Source organism: Nocardioides eburneiflavus (assembly GCF_004785795.1).
In the GTDB taxonomy this organism is placed as follows: domain Bacteria; phylum Actinomycetota; class Actinomycetes; order Propionibacteriales; family Nocardioidaceae; genus Nocardioides; species Nocardioides eburneiflavus.
Window position 1 is genome coordinate 1,420,928 of record NZ_SRRO01000001.1, and the last position, 15,690, is coordinate 1,436,617.

General features: G+C 71.9%; 14 protein-coding genes and 4 tRNA genes. 7 read left to right on the forward strand and 11 right to left on the reverse strand.

The features are described 5' to 3' along the window. Positions 1–39 precede the first annotated feature (39 nt). From EXE59_RS06650 to EXE59_RS06670, 5 genes are all read right to left on the reverse strand, one after another. Entirely contained in the window at positions 40–1,371 is a 1,332-nt protein-coding gene (locus EXE59_RS06650; protein ID WP_135838201.1) for a hypothetical protein, read from the reverse strand. Between the two features lie 90 nt (positions 1,372–1,461). Further along, positions 1,462–1,535 (reverse strand) — tRNA-Phe (locus tag EXE59_RS06655). A 47-nt stretch (positions 1,536–1,582) separates the two neighbouring features. Beyond that, positions 1,583–2,950 carry a sensor histidine kinase gene (locus EXE59_RS06660; RefSeq protein ID WP_168218425.1) on the reverse strand — a complete coding sequence of 456 codons (1,368 nt, stop codon included), beginning with the start codon at positions 2,948–2,950 and terminating at the stop codon, positions 1,583–1,585. Continuing rightward, positions 2,908–4,020, reverse strand: coding sequence for a cytochrome P450 (locus EXE59_RS06665; RefSeq protein WP_135838203.1), 1,113 nt, complete (start codon positions 4,018–4,020; stop codon positions 2,908–2,910). The genes EXE59_RS06660 and EXE59_RS06665 overlap by 43 nt, the downstream gene beginning before the upstream one ends. A 223-nt stretch (positions 4,021–4,243) precedes the next feature. Further along, complete coding sequence (locus EXE59_RS06670) at positions 4,244–4,636, reverse strand: response regulator (protein ID WP_135838204.1); 393 nt, start codon at positions 4,634–4,636, stop codon at positions 4,244–4,246. A gap of 161 nt (positions 4,637–4,797) precedes the next feature. Here EXE59_RS06670 and EXE59_RS06675 point away from each other — a divergent pair. From EXE59_RS06675 to EXE59_RS06685, 3 genes are all read left to right on the forward strand, one after another. Beyond that, a tRNA-Glu gene (locus EXE59_RS06675) sits at positions 4,798–4,870 on the forward strand. A gap of 95 nt (positions 4,871–4,965) precedes the next feature. Further along, a tRNA-Asp gene (locus EXE59_RS06680) sits at positions 4,966–5,039 on the forward strand. 103 nt (positions 5,040–5,142) lie between these two features. Then, a complete protein-coding gene (locus tag EXE59_RS06685; protein ID WP_135838205.1) occupies positions 5,143–5,496 on the forward strand; it encodes a metallopeptidase family protein in 354 nt (117 codons plus the stop codon). A 25-nt stretch (positions 5,497–5,521) separates the two neighbouring features. Here EXE59_RS06685 and EXE59_RS06690 read toward each other — a convergent pair whose 3' ends face one another. Next, a complete protein-coding gene (locus tag EXE59_RS06690) occupies positions 5,522–6,445 on the reverse strand; it encodes an ATP-binding protein (RefSeq protein ID WP_246056573.1) in 924 nt (307 codons plus the stop codon). Between the two features lie 231 nt (positions 6,446–6,676). Between EXE59_RS06690 and EXE59_RS06695 the strand changes: the two genes are divergently transcribed. Then, positions 6,677–8,146: an NAD(P)/FAD-dependent oxidoreductase gene (locus EXE59_RS06695; RefSeq protein ID WP_135838207.1), complete on the forward strand. Its 1,470-nt coding sequence runs from the start codon at positions 6,677–6,679 to the stop codon at positions 8,144–8,146. A 6-nt stretch (positions 8,147–8,152) separates the two neighbouring features. Here EXE59_RS06695 and EXE59_RS06700 read toward each other — a convergent pair whose 3' ends face one another. Together EXE59_RS06700 and EXE59_RS06705 are read right to left on the reverse strand one after the other, a co-directional pair. Beyond that, positions 8,153–8,620: a hypothetical protein gene (locus tag EXE59_RS06700; protein WP_135838208.1), complete on the reverse strand. Its 468-nt coding sequence runs from the start codon at positions 8,618–8,620 to the stop codon at positions 8,153–8,155. A 9-nt stretch (positions 8,621–8,629) separates the two neighbouring features. Beyond that, positions 8,630–9,697, reverse strand: coding sequence for a phosphatase PAP2 family protein (locus tag EXE59_RS06705; protein WP_135838209.1), 1,068 nt, complete (start codon positions 9,695–9,697; stop codon positions 8,630–8,632). Between the two features lie 115 nt (positions 9,698–9,812). On the opposite strand from EXE59_RS06705, the gene EXE59_RS06710 reads away from it, so the two are divergent. Then, entirely contained in the window at positions 9,813–10,835 is a 1,023-nt protein-coding gene (locus tag EXE59_RS06710) for an NADPH:quinone reductase (RefSeq protein WP_135841156.1), read from the forward strand. Between the two features lie 117 nt (positions 10,836–10,952). Here the strand turns inward: EXE59_RS06710 and EXE59_RS06715 are convergent, their stop codons facing one another. Both EXE59_RS06715 and EXE59_RS06720 read right to left on the reverse strand, forming a co-directional pair. Beyond that, on the reverse strand, positions 10,953–11,468 hold the full coding sequence (locus tag EXE59_RS06715; RefSeq protein ID WP_135838210.1) for a gamma carbonic anhydrase family protein: 516 nt from the start codon (positions 11,466–11,468) through the stop codon (positions 10,953–10,955). A gap of 73 nt (positions 11,469–11,541) precedes the next feature. Continuing rightward, positions 11,542–11,617 (reverse strand) — tRNA-Lys (locus EXE59_RS06720). A 422-nt stretch (positions 11,618–12,039) separates the two neighbouring features. On the opposite strand from EXE59_RS06720, the gene EXE59_RS24795 reads away from it, so the two are divergent. Beyond that, entirely contained in the window at positions 12,040–13,692 is a 1,653-nt protein-coding gene (locus EXE59_RS24795; RefSeq protein WP_168218426.1) for a DUF4082 domain-containing protein, read from the forward strand. 51 nt (positions 13,693–13,743) lie between these two features. Here the strand turns inward: EXE59_RS24795 and EXE59_RS06730 are convergent, their stop codons facing one another. Then, on the reverse strand, positions 13,744–14,424 hold the full coding sequence (locus EXE59_RS06730; protein WP_135838212.1) for a GntR family transcriptional regulator: 681 nt from the start codon (positions 14,422–14,424) through the stop codon (positions 13,744–13,746). Positions 14,425–14,510: 86 nt separating this feature from the next. On the opposite strand from EXE59_RS06730, the gene EXE59_RS06735 reads away from it, so the two are divergent. Continuing rightward, complete coding sequence (locus tag EXE59_RS06735; RefSeq protein ID WP_135838213.1) at positions 14,511–15,677, forward strand: enolase C-terminal domain-like protein; 1,167 nt, start codon at positions 14,511–14,513, stop codon at positions 15,675–15,677. Positions 15,678–15,690 lie beyond the last annotated feature (13 nt).

Here is a 15,690-nt window from a genome sequence, read left to right on the forward strand (position 1 = left end):
GGTGGTGACCGCCGTCACCCTCAGGGTAGTCCCGTGGGGTCAGCCGGACCGCATCACCACGAGGTCTCCGTGCGTGCCGTAGCCGAGCAGCTTCCCGCCCGTCGCCCGGCCGTCGAAGGTGACCATCAGCCAGCCGTCGTCGACTCGTGCGAGGCTCGGCCACGGCAGGTTGGTGGGGTAGGGCGCGTCGAGCGTGCCGATGTCGGTCATCGCGAGGTCGTACGCCGGGAAGCGCGCACGCTGGCCGCGTCGGGAGTCGCGGCCGTCGCTCGCCAGCACCACCAGCCGTCCGCCGACCTCGACGAGGGTCGTGCCCTCGGTCGAGCAGCGGTCGGTCGCAGCGCCGAGCAGCCGCAGGTCGTCCAGGTCCTCGCCTGCCGCGAGAGCGGGGTGGAAGTCGAAGAACCGTCGAGCGCTCACGAAGCCGACGAGCCAGCGCCCGTCCCGGCGCACGAGGTGCGGGTCCCAGGTGGCGATGGAGTCGAGGCCGTCGGTCGGCAGCGGGAGCTCGCGGGTGTCGAGGACGTGGGTGCCGCGCAGCACGTCGACGGTGGCCGGCGGCTCGGCGAGGGTAACCCGCAGTCCCGCCGGCTCCCGCCGGCCCTCGCGGGTGGTCGGCTTCTCGAAGTCGCCCCAGGTGCTCGTCGCGACGAGCCAGCCGTCGGCCGTGCGGACCACGTGGGTGGCGTGGTCGCCGAAGACGCCGGGCCGGTCGGGGCGCCGGAAGAACAGGTCGCCGGTGTGCTCGACCTCGAGGGCGACGGGGTCGAGGCGCCACACGCTCGTGTGGGCGGTGTCGAAGAACCCCGGCCCGGCCGAGGTGGCCGTCAGCCACAACGCCCCGTCCGTCCGCAGCGGGGTGCCGTCCTCGGTGGTGACGAACCGTACGTCGCGCAGCCCGAGCTGACCGAAGCCGCCGCCGACCCCGCCCCCGGTCGGCAGCTCGAGGACGAGGTCGGCGAGCACCGCCGCGTCGCGCGTGTCGACCAGGTCGCGCAGGTCGTGCCGGGCTCGGGCCACCCAGCCGGACGCCTCGCGGCTCCACGCGGTCACGTGGGTGCCGGTCAGGGTCAGGCCGAGCCCGGTCGGCTCCACGGCACGGTGGAAGCGCCGGCTCCGCAGCTCCTGCGTGTCGCGTCCGCGCGTGAGGGTCAGGCAGATCGAACCGTCGTCGAGGGATGCGTCGACGCGGTGATCGGCGAGGTGCAGCGCGAGCCGGGCGCGGTCGGGGGCCGCGGAGGTCGCGGCGACGTACGGCGCCGCGGCGGGCAGTGCGAAGAGGCCGCCCGTGCTCTCCTCCACGAGGACCGAGCCGGGTGCGACGAGGTCGACCGGACGCAGGCGGCGGACGACCTCGAGGCGTGGGAGCACCGCACCATCCTCCCGGTCGCCGGGAGAGCGCGGGAGGCGGAGCAGCAGAAGGGCCCCGATCGGGACGTGATCGGGGCCCTTCTGTGCTTGTGGGCAGGGGCGGGGTCGAACCGCCGACCTATCACTTTTCAGGCGATCGCTCGTACCAACTGAGCTACCTGCCCAAGCGGGGTCGAGAATACATGAGCCCGGCGGTAGGGGTGGAATCGGCTCAGGCGGGGTCCCGGACCGGCAGCTCCACCCAGAACGACGAGCCGACTCCTGGCGTGGACTCGCCACGCACCGCCCCGCCGTCACGCTCGGCGATGGTGCGGGCCATCGACAGGCCGAGGCCGCTGCCCGGGACCTCGGGGCCGGCGTAGCGGACGAACGGCTCGAAGACGTGCTCGAGCTGCTCCGGCGTGAGGCCCGGGCCGTTGTCGCGCACGATGATCCGCACCATCTCCTGGCCGCTCTCGCCGAGCAGGCGCTGCGTCGACAGGTCCACGGTGCCGCCGTGCGGGTGGTGGTGGGCGATGGCGTTGCCGACGAGGCTCGTCAGCACCTGGCGTACGCCCGAGGGGTGCGCGCGCACCGTGGCGACGGGATCGACGTCGATGTACATCTCCACGGCCGCTGTCTGGGCAGGAGTCCGGTGCCAGTGCGCCACGTCGGCGACGGCGTCCGCGACCAGGACCTCCTGCCGCTCGTCGTCGCTGGAGAGGGTGCGCCCGGCGCCGAGGAGGCTGTCGACGACGTCGAGCACCCGCTCGCAGGCGCGCATCATGACCGGCCCGTCGCGGAGCACGCCGGCCGAGACGGGGTCGTCCGGGGTCTGGCCGGCCTCGTCGACGAGCACCTCGGCGTAGCCCAGGATCGCCGACAGCGGCGTACGCAGCTCATGGCCGACCGAGCCGAAGAAGTGCTGGTAGGCCGTCTGGGCCTCGGTGCCCGCCTCGATCGCCTCCGCGAGCGAGCGGCGGGACTGCTCGAGGGCGAGCCGGGCGATGATCGCGGCGTTGAGCAGCTTGAAGTCCTGCACGAAGGTGTCCGGCCACGGGCCGGTCCGCGTGCTGATGGCCGACAGGCTGCCGTACATGTCGCCGCCGGAGGTGTACGCCGACGCGACGAGGCTGTGGATGTCGCTGCGTGCGAGCTCCGAGCGGTCCTGGTCGGCCTCGTCGGGCAGGAGGTCCCGGTCGAGGATCGCCACGATCTCGCCGGAGCGTGCGAGCCGGGACAGCCATGGCATGGTGAGCGCCGCCTCGGGTCCCGCGCCGGGGGGCGGCAGGAGGCTCAACGTCGAACCCGGATCCGTCCACTCCCGGATCCACGCGCGAGCGCCCAGCCCCTTCCAGCCACGGGTGTCCTCGGGCTGGAACCGGGTGAGCACCGAGAGGACGACGTCGACGCGATCATGGGACAGCAGGTGGCGTGCGGCGAGGTCGACCGCCTCGTCGACCCCGAGGTCGCCGGCCAGGATGGTGACCGCGTGGCCCGTCGCCTCGCGAGACGTCGTGCCAGTGGCCGATGCGTCCTGCAGCGCGGGGTGGAGGATCACGGTGACGTCTCCGATCTGGCGGTGGCGGTGAACCGGCACGGCACGGGGCTGATACCCCGACTCTGGTCGATCCGAACGTCCTCGCTCAACGTCATTTCGTGCTTCGCTCCCCAGGAGGCCAGGCGCACCAGCACCGCCATGCCGAGAGTACGCCCGGGGCAGGCGTGCGGCCCGGCACCGAACGGCAGCCACGCACCCGGGCGTCTCGTCGCGTCCTGCCAGCGGCCGGGGTCGAAGTCGCGAAGGCTGTCGGGCGCGCCGGGCACCAGCGAGTCCAGCCGCCCGAGGAGCAGCGGGCTGACGAACACCACCCGGCCCGAGGGGACGGCGGTGCCCCCGAGGTCGACCTCCCGTGTGGTCACGCGAGCGGTCAGCCACGTGGGCGGAGTCAGGCGCAGCGTCTCCCACACGGCGTGCACGGGGTCGACCGAACGGGGGTGCTGGGCGAGCCACGCCAGCAGGAAGGAGCCGGCCGCGATCGGGACCTGGATGCCGGCCGCCAGCATCGTCGCGAGCTGCTGGGCGGTCCGGTCCTCGCCCGGGAGTCGGGACAGCGCCGCGTCGAGGAGGTCCTCCAGCGCGATGCGCGTGGCGTGCTCCGTACGGCGGATCCTGCTCCAGCGTCGTGGCCGTCGGTGGGCGGCGATCACGGGGCCGAGGGCGTCGATCCACGCCAGGACGTGGTCCGCGACCGCGTCCCGGCGGGCGTCGTCGAGCCCGGGGAGGACGGCAGCGGTGGTCGAGCGCGCCACGGGCCGGCGCAGGAGCACCATGGCGTCGTACGGCTCGCCGAGGCTGTCGCGGGCGTGGTCGCCGAGCGCGGCCGCCCACTCCGCGTCGAAGACCGCCACGCCGCGAGCCACCTCGTCGGGGGAGACGGGAGCGAACACGGTGTGGCCCGAGCGGGTCTCGCCGCGGCTGCCCGACAGGTCGCCCGTGCGGTTGACGTTGCCGGGGAAGTCGAACGCCTCCGGGTCGGTCAGGACCTGGCGCGCCTGTTCCAGGCTCGTGGCGAGCCACGGACCGCCCGGTCCGAGGGCGGCTGCGCCGTCCCGTGGGGCCGAGAGGACAGCGCCGAGCTGGCCGCCGGCCGACTCGACGCTGTCCATGTGACTCACAGGGGAGTGGTCACTCTCGAGTGCCGACGCGTCAGCGCGGCGGCGCCGGCCGCCAGGCGTACGGCATGTGGTTGACGGCCCGACGGGCCTCGATGCGGGTGCGGATGCGGTTCATCATGGGGTTTCTCCAGGGTGGGTTGGTACGTGCGCCAGGTAGGCGCACGGAGGGACACGCCGCGGAGTTCTGCACCCGGTGTTGCTCTCAGGGACGGGCTCAGGACTCCATGTCGCGGAGTGTCTCGGCAATGAGATCGGTCAGTTGCTGGATTCGCAGCGGCTTCTGCATGACCGTCGTGATGCCGAGTTCTTGGAGGACGGCACGGTGCTCGCCGGCCCAGGCGCTGATGACGACGATCCGCAGGCCCGGGGCGACGTCGGGGTGCGCGCGCAGCCAGCGCACGACGTCGACGCCCGTCATGCGCGGCATCGTCAGGTCGAGGAGCATCACGTCGAAGGTCTCTGCCTGCAGTGTCTCGACCGCCTCCTGCCCGTCCACGGCGGTCCCGGCGTCATGGCCGGCCCGCTCGATCAGACGGCAGAAGACATCGCGGATGTCCTCGTTGTCGTCGACGACGAGGAAGCGCAGATGACGCCCTTCGCTGCTCACGGGGCAAGATTAGTCAAAGAGGGTGGCAACTTTCTGCGGTCTCGCAGATTTGCCCTGCTTTGCCTCGTCGTGGATGTGGTTCGCGGCCGGCGGGTTGGGAGGGGGGCGCTCGCTGGCCCTATGCTGGGCGCTGCTCTCCCGGGCCTGCCCGGGGCGAGCTGGCCCCCATCGTCTAGCGGCCCAGGACCCCGCCCTTTCACGGCGGTAGCGCCGGTTCGAATCCGGTTGGGGGTGCGATCCGGCCCGGGGTCGACGCCGATTGGGTGTCGCCGAAGGCCATGGGTTAGAGTTCCACCCGCTTCACCAGCAACACCCAGCACCACACATCTGGCCCCGTAGCGCAGTTGGTTAGCGCGCCGCCCTGTCACGGCGGAGGCCGCGGGTTCGAGTCCCGTCGGGGTCGCAGACGCATGACGACATCAGGGTGAGCCGCCAGGCTCACCCTGATGTCATTTCGAACCCGATGTCATGGCAGGCGGCTTCGACGTCGCTCCTAGGCTGGCACCATGCCCATCGACCTGGACCCCGCCGAGTTCGACGCGATGGTCGGGCGGGCGCTCGACGGACTGCCCGACGACCTGGCCAGGCTCGTGGACAACGTCGTCGTGCTGGTCGAGGCCGAGGCACCCGAGGACGACCCCGACCTGCTCGGGCTCTACGACGGGCTGGCGCTGACTGAGCGGCCGGCGAACCACGCGGGCATGCTGCCCGACCGCATCCTGCTCTTCCGGGGTCCGCTCCTCGACATGGCCGACACAGTGGAGGACCTCGAGGACGAGGTGCGGATCACCGTCGTCCACGAGGTGGCCCACCACTTCGGCTTCGACGACCGTCGCCTCCACGAGCTGGGCTGGGGCTGACCGAGACCCCCGCGCGAGCTGCCGCTCAGCCCACCTGGCTCGTGGACGGGGTCGCCGGCGGAGCGCTGCCGGACCAGGGCCGGGACGCGGCGCCGTCGAGCTGGTGGACCAGCTCGCCGAGCAGCCAGCCGTGCAGCGCGCGCTGGCGTGGCGTACGGGCGATCGACAACAGCCGCTCGGCCCTGCAGAAGGCGTCGGCGACGTCGAACATCTCCGTCATCGTCACCAGGATCGGACCCGCCTCGCGTGCCATCGGGAAGGTCACGTCGACGCGAGGCAGCCCCCGCGCCTCCGCCTCGCGGATCTGCTCGTCGAACGCCTCGGGGAACTGGCGCTCGAAGTTGGCGAACATCGCCGTGAGGTCACCGGCGAGGGGATAGTCGGACTGGTGCGAGAGCGACAGCAGGCGCAGCTCGCGGCGCAGCTCGCTGTACTGGCGGGCGAGCGAGGCGTAGAGGGGGACGTCGATCCCCCTCAGGCGGACCTCGACGGTCGCGTCGCCGGTCGGCCGCTCCGGAGGCGATGGGGCGGGTTCGAGCCGGTCGATGACCCACTCGACCGAGTTGGACTCGCTCATCTCGGGCGCGGGCTCGAACCACACGATCTTGCCGTCGGACTCGATGGTGGCTCCCCAGGCGAGCGCGCACTGGGCGACCATGGAGAGCCCGCGGCCGAAGGTGAGCAGCAGGTCGAGGTCGTCGCTCTCGACACGGCTGGGCGGCTCCGGTGGCCGGGTCGACCCGTCGACGACCTCGATGCGGGGGTGCGAGGCCGTGCCGCGCACGCGGACCTTGTAGGGGGCGGAGGCGTGGAGGAGCGCGTTGGCGACCAGCTCGGAGACGCCGAGCTCGGCGCACTCGACGAGGTCCGGGCGCTCGAGACGCTGGCAGATGTCACCGACCCACCGACGCGCGTCGGCCGCTGCGCGCGGCGAAGACGCCAGCGTCAACTCGGAGCTCAGCGGCACTGGGACTCTTTTCGAGGGGGGGTGGACAGTCCAGTGGGGCCATGATTGCCCATGCACAGGTGGTTCAAACCTCGACAACCACCATAGTTTCTCGGGAGGCTGGGTAGTGGTGTGAGCAAGCAGACGCCCCCGGCGTTTCGCGCCGCGATCCGGCCAGGAGGACAATGGCCCTGAGCGGAGCACCGACGCACCTACGACCCACAGGAGCACCCCATGACGTCGACGCAGGCAGCCCGTCACAAGGTCGTGGTGATCGGGTCCGGCTTCGGCGGTCTCTTCGGCACCAAGGCGCTGCGTCGCGCCGACGTCGACGTCACCGTCATCGCGAAGACCACGCACCATCTCTTCCAGCCGCTGCTCTACCAGGTCGCGACCGGCATCCTCTCCGAGGGCGAGATCGCCCCGCCGACCCGCGAGGTGCTCAGCGGCCAGGAGAACGCCCGTGTGATCCTCGGCGAGGTCACCGACATCGACCTGACCGCGAAGACCGTCACCTCGCGCGTGCTGGGCCGCGAGACCACGACGTCGTACGACTCGCTGCTCGTGGCCGCGGGTGCGAGCCAGTCCTACTTCGGCAACGACCACTTCGCCGAGTTCGCTCCCGGCATGAAGAGCATCGACGACGCGCTCGAGCTGCGCGGGCGCATCTTCGGCGCCTTCGAGATGGCCGAGCTCGGCGCCACCCGGGGCGACGACGTCGACCACCTGCTGACCTTCGTCGTCGTCGGCGCCGGTCCGACCGGTGTGGAGATGGCCGGGCAGATCGCCGAGCTCGCCCACAACACGCTGCGCAAGGACTTCCGCGCCATCAACACCCGCCACGCCCGCGTGGTGCTCGTCGACGCAGCGCCGCAGGTGCTGCCGCCCTTCGGCGCGAAGCTCGGCGAGAAGGCCCAGCGCGAGCTCGAGAAGCTCGGCGTCGAGGTGATGCTCGGCGGCATGGTCACCGAGGTCGACGAGCGTGGCCTCGAGGTGAAGTTCAAGGACGGCCGCACCGAGCGCATCGACTCCGTCGCCAAGATCTGGGCTGCCGGCGTGCAGGCCAACCCGCTCGGCAGGACGCTGTCGGAGCAGACCGGCGCACCGCTCGACCGCGCCGGTCGCATCGCGGTCAACCCCGACCTCACGCTGCCCGGCCACCCCGAGGTCTTCGTGGTCGGCGACATGATCGCCCTCGACAACCTGCCCGGAGTCGCCCAGGTCGCGATCCAGGGCGCCAAGTACGCCGCCAAGGAGATCAGGAACCGGCTCGAGGGCAAGGCGCCGCAGCCGCCGTTCAAGTACTTCGACAAGGGCTCGATGGCCATCATCAGCCGCTTCCGCGCAGTCGCGATGGTCGGCAAGCTCCGGCTGACCGGCATCGTCGCCTGGCTGATGTGGCTCGCCGTCCACCTCGTCTACCTCACCGGCTTCAAGAACCAGGTGTCGGCGCTGATGCGCTGGGCCATCACCTTCATCAGCAACAACCGCTCCGAGCGCACCACGACCGAGCAGCAGATCTTCGCTCGCGCGGCGCTCGCCCGGCTGCGTCGTGGCGCCGCCGACCTCGTGTCGGACCCCGGCATCTACGACGCGACGCGCGCCATGATGGAGGAGACCCGCCGTCAGGAGCTCGAGGCCGCGGCCGAGCGCGAGGCCGAGCTGACCGACTCCGGCGCGCGGGGCGTACCGGCGGAGCGCTGACGACGGTCAGGCGCCGGCGTACACGTCGCTGAGCAGCGGCACGTCGAGCGACTGACGGTCCACGTGCCGGTCCAGGACGACCAGCACGGCCGTACGCATGGCAGCGACCTTGCCGCCGGCGTCGGCGAGCAGCAGGCCGGCGGGGTAGCTCACGCCGTAGTAGCCGGCCCCGGCCCGCCCGGACACGCGCGTGCCGTCGTTGAAGTCGACCGCCAGGTCCTGGGCACCGCGCGCCGCGACGTACGACCGCTCCCACTCCCGGACCGCTGCCTCGTCGGACCGGACGATGTCCTGCCACGCCGCGTCGAGCGCGTCGTCCCAGCCATCGACCTCGACCCGGGTGCCGCTCATCTCGTCGACCACGGGCGTCAGGTCGCCCTCGGGCCCGAGGAACGGGTCCGGTCCGGAGGCCTCGCGGTAGAGCGAGTCGCTGGTCCACGCGACGCTGAAGGGCTGGCCCGCGGCGGTCGTCATGGGCAGAGGCTAGGTCAGGTCCGCCTCACCGCGCCGGAACCGGTGCCCCGTCGCGCGGGCGCCCAGCCAGAACGCGATCCACGCGATGGCCGCCCCGGCGATGTCGTCGGAGACGTGGTGCCACCCGAAGTAGAGCGTGGCGACGACCGTGAGCGCGAAGTTGACCCAGAAGATCCGTCGCACGACCACGCTGCGCACGGTGTGCTGCGCCATCAGCGCCCACAGCAGCGCGATCGCGGTGTGGAGGCTCGCGAAGCCTGCGACGCCCTGGTAGTCGCCCTCGCCCCACAGGAAGCCCTGGCGTGTGTAGACCAGCGAGTCCATGAGGGCGGATGTGCCGTTGGGCGTCAGGTCGCTCGTCAGCCACGGGTACATGAGCCCCGGGCCGAGGGTGGGCAGCAGGTAGTAGGAGACCGTGCCGAGCGTCCACGCGATGCCCTGCGCGGTCACGAACCACCAGCCGTAGCCGATGTTGGTCGACCACACGAGCCAGACGGTGACGAGGATCGCGACGAGCGGGATGTAGGCGAGGTAGACCGCGGACAGCACGTGTGCCGTGGCTCCGGTGCCGAGGAGGTCCTGCAGGAGGGTGGCCGGGTCGTTGCCGAGCAGCAGCACCCGATCGAGCAGCCGCAGCTCGGCGTCGTACTTGTCGTCGCGGACGAGCGGCAGGAGCGACTTGAGGTTGCGGTAGGCGACGTAGACGACGTAGAAGCCCGAGATGCCGACCACGACGAGCTGGAGCCGGGCGCGGGTCCAGTGGCTGCGGACGCGCTCGCGGACGGCGGCAGCCGTACGGCCGGGGTGCAGGCGTCCGTGCCACAGGGCACGCGGCAGGAGGTCCAGGACGATGGCGGCCGCGCACAGCACCGGCAGGCGCACCCACGACGGGCCGAGGAAGCTGCCCTCGGGATCGGCCACGGGTCGGTCGAGGGCCATGCTGGCGACGAAGGTGACCGCCCCGATGAGGGCGGCGTTGGCCACGAGGAACGCGTACGGGTGGCGGTACGGCGGGTGCTCCGGTCCGGGCAGCCTCCTCGCGGGCGCGTCGACGGCGAGGGGGGAGGGCGTGGACATCGAGCTCCGGCTGGGTGGTGGGCGGAGATGTCATTTTCGCTGCTGGGACCACACTGGCAAAGTCGACGGGACGAGGTCGGTCCACGGCGGCCGGCGGCGAGGAGAGGACGGCGTGATGCGAGCAGTGGTCTACACCGAGAGCGGCGACGCGTCGGTGCTCGAGCTGGTCGAGCGTGACCCAGCGGAGCCGGGGCCCGGCGAGGTGCGGGTGCGGATCGTCCGGGCGGGGGTGAACCCGACGGACTGGAAGTTCCGCGCCGGCGGCATGGGCGAGCTCGCCTTCCCCGAGATCGTGCCGGGCCAGGACGGCGCGGGCGTGGTGGACGCCGTCGGCCCCGACGTCACGGACCTCGCCGTGGGCGACCGCGTCTGGACGATGCTCGCCCAGCACACGCGGCCCGGAGGGACCGCGCAGGAGCAGGTCGTCCTGCCGGCCGCCAACGTGACGGTGCTGCCCGAGGGCGCGTCGTACGACCTCGGTGCCTCGATGGGCGTCCCCGCGGTCACCGCGCACCGCGCCCTGACCACCTCCGAGGGCGGTCCGACGCGGCTGGCGCCGGGCGCCCTCGCCGGGCGCACCGTGCTCGTCGCCGGAGGTGCCGGCGCCGTCGGCAACGCGGCCATCCAGCTCGCCCGGTGGGCGGGCGCCACCGTCGTCAGCTCGGTGAGCAGCGACGAGAAGGCCGCCCTCGCGAGCGCGGCCGGCGCACACCACGTCGTCGACTACCGCCGGACCGACCTCGTCGAGGCGGTCCGCGCGCTGGCGCCCGACGGGGTCGACCTCGTGGTCGAGGTGGCGCCTGCGCAGAACCTGCGCCACGACGTCGCCCTGATCAGGCCCCGCGGGACGATCGCGATCTACGCCAACAACGGCGGCGACGAGGTCACCCTCAGCGTCCGCGAGACGTTCTCGACCAACGCGCGCTTCCAGTGGGTGCTCCTCTACACCGTCGGCCACGAGGCGCTGCGGGCAGCGGCCGAGGACGTCACCGCGGCGGTCGCCGACGTGGCGTACGGGGTCGGCGAGGACCACGGGCTCCCGCTGCACCACTACCCGCTCGACCGGACGGCCGACGCGCACGCGGCGGTCGAGGCGGGTGCCGTGGGCAAGGTGCTGGTGGACGTCGCCGACGACTGAGACCCGACGTGCTTCCAGTACTCCGGGCGGCACACCTACCTCACCTACGCCGGGCCGACCGGGACCGGCACCGCGACCCTGCGGCTCGAGGCGCGCGACTGATCGGCGGGCCGGTCCTCAGCCCTGCGAGCGGTACGCGTGCGCCCGCTCGCGGTAGCCCGCGACGTTGCGGGTGATGGCCGCGACCTCCTCGTCGGTGGTCTGGCGGCGCACCTTGGCCGGCACGCCGGCCACGAGCGAGCGCTCAGGGACCTGCATGCCCTCCAGCACGACAGCCCCGGCGGCGATGACCGAGCCGGAGCCGATGTGCGCGCCGTTCATCACGACCGCGCCCATGCCGACCAGCACGCCCGGCTCGATCGTGCAGCCGTGCAGCACCGCGCCGTGCCCCACCGCCACGTCGGCGACGAGGGTGAGCGGGAAGCCGGGGTCGGCGTGGAAGACGCAGTTGTCCTGCACGTTGCTGCCGGCGCCGACCGTGATGCGGGCGCCGTCCGCACGGACGACGGCCCCGAACCAGATGCTGACGTCGTCCTCGACGACGGCGTCGCCGATCACGGTCGCGGTGGGGGCGAGCCAGCTGGTGGGGGCGATGTCGGGAGCATGCTCTCCGAAGGGCAGGACGACGGCCACGGGTCCTCCAGGGGCTCGGCTGGGTTCTCGGCTGTGTTGTCGGCTGTGTTGTCGGCGGGGATCGGTCCGGAGCTGGTAGGCCTCCAGGGGCTCGAACCCTGAACCAACGGATTAAAAGTCCGCTGCTCTACCAATTGAGCTAGAGGCCCGGGGGTGGGGCCGCCGGTCCGACGACCTGTCCGGACCCGAATGACTCGCACTCCCTGCCACGCATCCTGTCAGAGCGGGACCGGGCCGGGGGCTCAGGGGTTCCGCGCGCGGAGGCGGCCCGTCGAGCCGTCGGGCGAGTGACACAAATTGGGTATCTCGGCCTAGAACATCAAGATTTGGTCAAGTGCGGTCGAATTCGATGTTAGGTTCCTGCGGTACTTGTCTAGACCCCCGGGCGCTGCGAGCCGCTTCTGCGCTGCGGCCCCGGGGGGTGACAGCCAGGACGTCGGCGCCCTCTCTGGGCACGTGTCCTGGGGACGATGCCGTGCGCCCTCCTCGTGGTGCGTCGGATGCGTCCCGGGGGGGCAGTCGCGGCACCAGTCCCCTAGGCATTCGACAGCACATTGGAGAGTCCCCCGCAATGAAGTCCCACCTCACTGGCGCGCGCTCGGCGCGTCCCGCGACGGTGTTCTCGCTGCTGGCCGCCATCACGGCAGCAGTGATCGCCTTGCTTCCGCACGTCCTCGCCACCGCGGCACCGGCCACCGAGCGGACCGCTGCGTCCTCGTACGGCATCTGGTCCGACTCGACCGTCCCCGCGGTGCCCTCGTCCGACGAGACGCGGAGCGTCACCCTCGGTCTGGTGTTCAGCAGCGCCACGACCGGCCGGCTCCGTGCGGTGCAGTACTACGCCGCGGGTGCCAACCGCGTCGCCACGACAGGTGACGTGTGGAACGGTGCCGGCCGCCGCATCGCCTCCGTCAGGTTCCCCGCGACCGCCACCGACGGCTGGAAGACCGCCTCCCTCAGCTCGTCCGTACGGATCCGCGCCGGCGAGAAGTACACGGTCTCCTACCGCGCACCCCGCGGACGCAACGCCCTGGAGACTGGCGTCTTCGACGACGGCGGCACCCTGTCCGCCAAGGAGCTGACGGCCCACCGTGGCACCTTCGGCTACGGCACCGGTCGACCCACCGAGACCACGAGGGGCGCGCACTACTTCATCGACGTCCTCTTCGCTCCCTCGAGCACGACGTCCGTGCCGGCTCCCAGCCCCTCGCCGACGACGACCTCGAGCCCGACCCCCACTCCGACCCCGACGCCGACCTCGACCCCGACGCCGACCCCGACCCCGACGACGAGCCCGACGCCGACCCCGACGACGAGCCCGACCCCGACGCCGACCCCGACGCCGACCCCGGCGCCTGACCCGGAGTCCGGCGGCGTGCCCACGCCGGCCGACTTCCCGACCCCGACGTCGGTCGGCCCGGCCACGGCACCCACGGTGGCCTACAGCGGCGACTGCCACTTCAGTGCGGCCGAGAGCAACCTGGTGGTGGAGAACCGCGTCGTCGACTGCGCGAGCACCGGCGTCACCTTCGACAGGACCGCGACCGGCATCGTCTTCCGGAACAGCATCATCAAGGGCCAGATGCTGACGGTCGGGAACACGCCCGGTGACCCCGCTGCCGATCAGACCCGCGCGCCCGTCTTCACCGTCGAGGACTCTCGGATCATCCAGTCCTCGACCGCCTTCGCACAGGACCGCGCCGCCTGCTGCGCACACTTCGTGATCCGCCGCTCGCTCATCCAGGGCACCCACTCCGGCCTCGCGGCACACAACAACGTGACGCTGGAGGGGAACTACATCACCACCGACGGCACCGACAGCCACTCCTCCGGCGTCCGGATCCTGAAGAACACCGTCCTGCGCGGCAACACGATCCAGTGCAAGCCCGTCACCGCCGGCTCCGACGGCGGCTGCTCGGCCCACGCGGTGTTCTACCGCGAGAGGCTGGACGGCACGGCTGCCGCTGCGTTCAACCTGACGATCGAGGGCAACTACTTCAAGCGCGGCACGACGGCCGGCGGCGCGGCCGGTGGTCCGTGGTTCGCCACCCGGTTCATCGACTGCCGTTCGTACGACGACTGCGTGAACATCCGCTTCACGGGCAACCTGTTCGACCGCGGCCAGGGCACCGACGGCGGTGAGTTCCCCGCCTACGGCGGGAACGTCTGGTCCGACAACTGGTGGACCGACGGCGTGTCGGCCACGTCCGGCCAGTCGCGCTAGGAGGTCTCGGGCCGGGGCGGGCCAAGGCCCGTCCCGGCCCGGCCCTGTGCGTCACCCGCCGATGGCGCCCGACTCCTCGAGTCTCTCCGAGAGAGCGCTCGCAGTGAGGCTGTTGTCGATGTGCGAGGCCATCAGCTCCGACGCCCCGGCCGCGTCGCCGGCCACGACCAGGCGCACCAGCTCGTGGTGCTCCTCGAAGTCGCGGGTGCGGTCCTCGCCCCCCGGCGGGAGCTGGAGCCCGACCCTGCGATAGCGGTCGGACTTGTCCCACAGGTCGTCGAGCATCCTGACCATCACGACGTTGTGCGAGGCGCAGTAGAGCGCGCGGTGCACCTCGCGGTGCGCAGCCAGGGCGGCCGCGCCCCACCGGCGCGTGACCGGGCGGAGCCGCGTCAGCGCCGTCTGCATGGTGGCGACGTCCTCGTCCGTACGCCGCTCGGCCGCGAGCGCGACGGCCGCGGGCTCCAGGGCACGGCGGGCCTCCAGCAGGGCGCGCGCATCGGCCAGGTCGAGCTCGGCGACGCGCGCGTTGCGGTGGGTGTCGAGCAGGATCCAGCCCTCCCCGCTGAGTCGGCGTACGGCCTCGCGCAGCGGCGTGATGCTGATGCCCAGGTCGGCGGCGAGCTCGTACTGCGCGAGCCTCGAGCCCGCCTCGAGCGTGCCGTCGAGGATCCGCCGGCGGATCAGGGCGTACGCGACGTCGGCCTTGCTGGTGAACACGGGCTCCGGCATGGACAGATCTTATAAGACGAGTTGGCGACAGAGGTCGATCGGGGATACGGTCCGGTTCTCGCATCTTATAAGACACGGAGGACCGCATGAGGATCGTCTCCGCCCACGAGGGCGTCGTCCCGATCAGATCGTCGATGAGCAACGCCTTCATCGACTTCTCGACCATGGACTGCTCGGTGCTGGCGCTGGTCAGCGACGTCGTGGTCGACGGCAGTCCGGTCGTGGGCTACGGGTTCAGCTCCAACGGCCGCTACTCCGCCGGCGAGATCCTGCGCCGCCGCGTCCTGCCGCGACTCCTGGAGGCCGACCCCGACGGCCTGCTCGACGAGGACGGTGGGCTCTGGCCGGGCGCCGCGTGGGACGTGGTCATGCGCAACGAGAAGCCCGGCGGCCACGGCGAGCGCTCCGTCGCCGTCGGCGTCGTGGACATGGCACTGCACGACCTCGCCGCCAAGGTCGCCGGCGTCCCGCTCCACCGCTGGATCGCGGACCGCTACGGCGACGGCGGGTCCGACGAGTCCGTCTTCGTCTACGCCGCCGGCGGCTACTACGCCCCCGGCAAGACCCTCGGCGACCTCCAGGACGAGATGCGCGGCTTCCTCGACGCCGGCTACGAGGTGGTGAAGATGAAGATCGGCGGGATAGGCCTCGACGAGGACCTGCGCCGGATCGAGGCGGTCCTCGAGGTGCTGGGCGGTGACGGCTCCCGGCTCGCCGTCGACGTCAACGGTCGCTTCGACCTCGACACCGCGCTCGCCTACGGCCGGGCGATCGACCCCTACGGCCTGTTCTGGTACGAGGAGGTCGGCGACCCGCTGGACTACCGCCTCAACGCCACCCTCGCCGAGCACTACCGCGGCCCCATCGCCACCGGCGAGAACCTGTTCTCGCTCCAGGACGCGCGCAACCTCGTCCGCCACGGCGGCCTGCGACCCGACCGCGACTGGATCCAGGTCGACCCGGCGCTGAGCTACGGCCTCGTGGAGTACGTCCGGATCCAGGAGATGCTCGCCCAGCACGGCTGGTCCTCGCGCCGCTGCATCCCGCACGGCGGGCACCAGTTCTCGCTGCACATCGCCGCCGCCCTAAGGCTCGGCGGCAACGAGTCCTACCCGGGTGAGTTCCAGCCCACCGGCGGGTTCGCCGACGACGCCGTGATCGAGGGTGGCCGGGTGCGCCTCGACGACCGCCCCGGCATCGGGCTCGAGGGCAAGGCAGCCTTCCACCGGGTGCTCAGCGAGCTGCACTCCTGACGGATCTGCTCCC

Coding starts and splice junctions, on each gene's coding strand:
- EXE59_RS06665 (WP_135838203.1), bottom strand. CDS start 4,020: ATGGACAGCGTCGAGTCGGCCGGCGGCCAGCTCGGCGCTGTCCTCTCG.
- EXE59_RS06685 (WP_135838205.1), top strand. CDS start 5,143: ATGCCCATCGACCTGGACCCCGCCGAGTTCGACGCGATGGTCGGGCGG.
- EXE59_RS06695 (WP_135838207.1), top strand. CDS start 6,677: ATGACGTCGACGCAGGCAGCCCGTCACAAGGTCGTGGTGATCGGGTCC.
- EXE59_RS06700 (WP_135838208.1), bottom strand. CDS start 8,620: ATGACGACCGCCGCGGGCCAGCCCTTCAGCGTCGCGTGGACCAGCGAC.
- EXE59_RS06705 (WP_135838209.1), bottom strand. CDS start 9,697: ATGTCCACGCCCTCCCCCCTCGCCGTCGACGCGCCCGCGAGGAGGCTG.
- EXE59_RS06710 (WP_135841156.1), top strand. CDS start 9,813: ATGCGAGCAGTGGTCTACACCGAGAGCGGCGACGCGTCGGTGCTCGAG.
- EXE59_RS24795 (WP_168218426.1), top strand. CDS start 12,040: ATGAAGTCCCACCTCACTGGCGCGCGCTCGGCGCGTCCCGCGACGGTG.
- EXE59_RS06730 (WP_135838212.1), bottom strand. CDS start 14,424: ATGCCGGAGCCCGTGTTCACCAGCAAGGCCGACGTCGCGTACGCCCTG.
- EXE59_RS06735 (WP_135838213.1), top strand. CDS start 14,511: ATGAGGATCGTCTCCGCCCACGAGGGCGTCGTCCCGATCAGATCGTCG.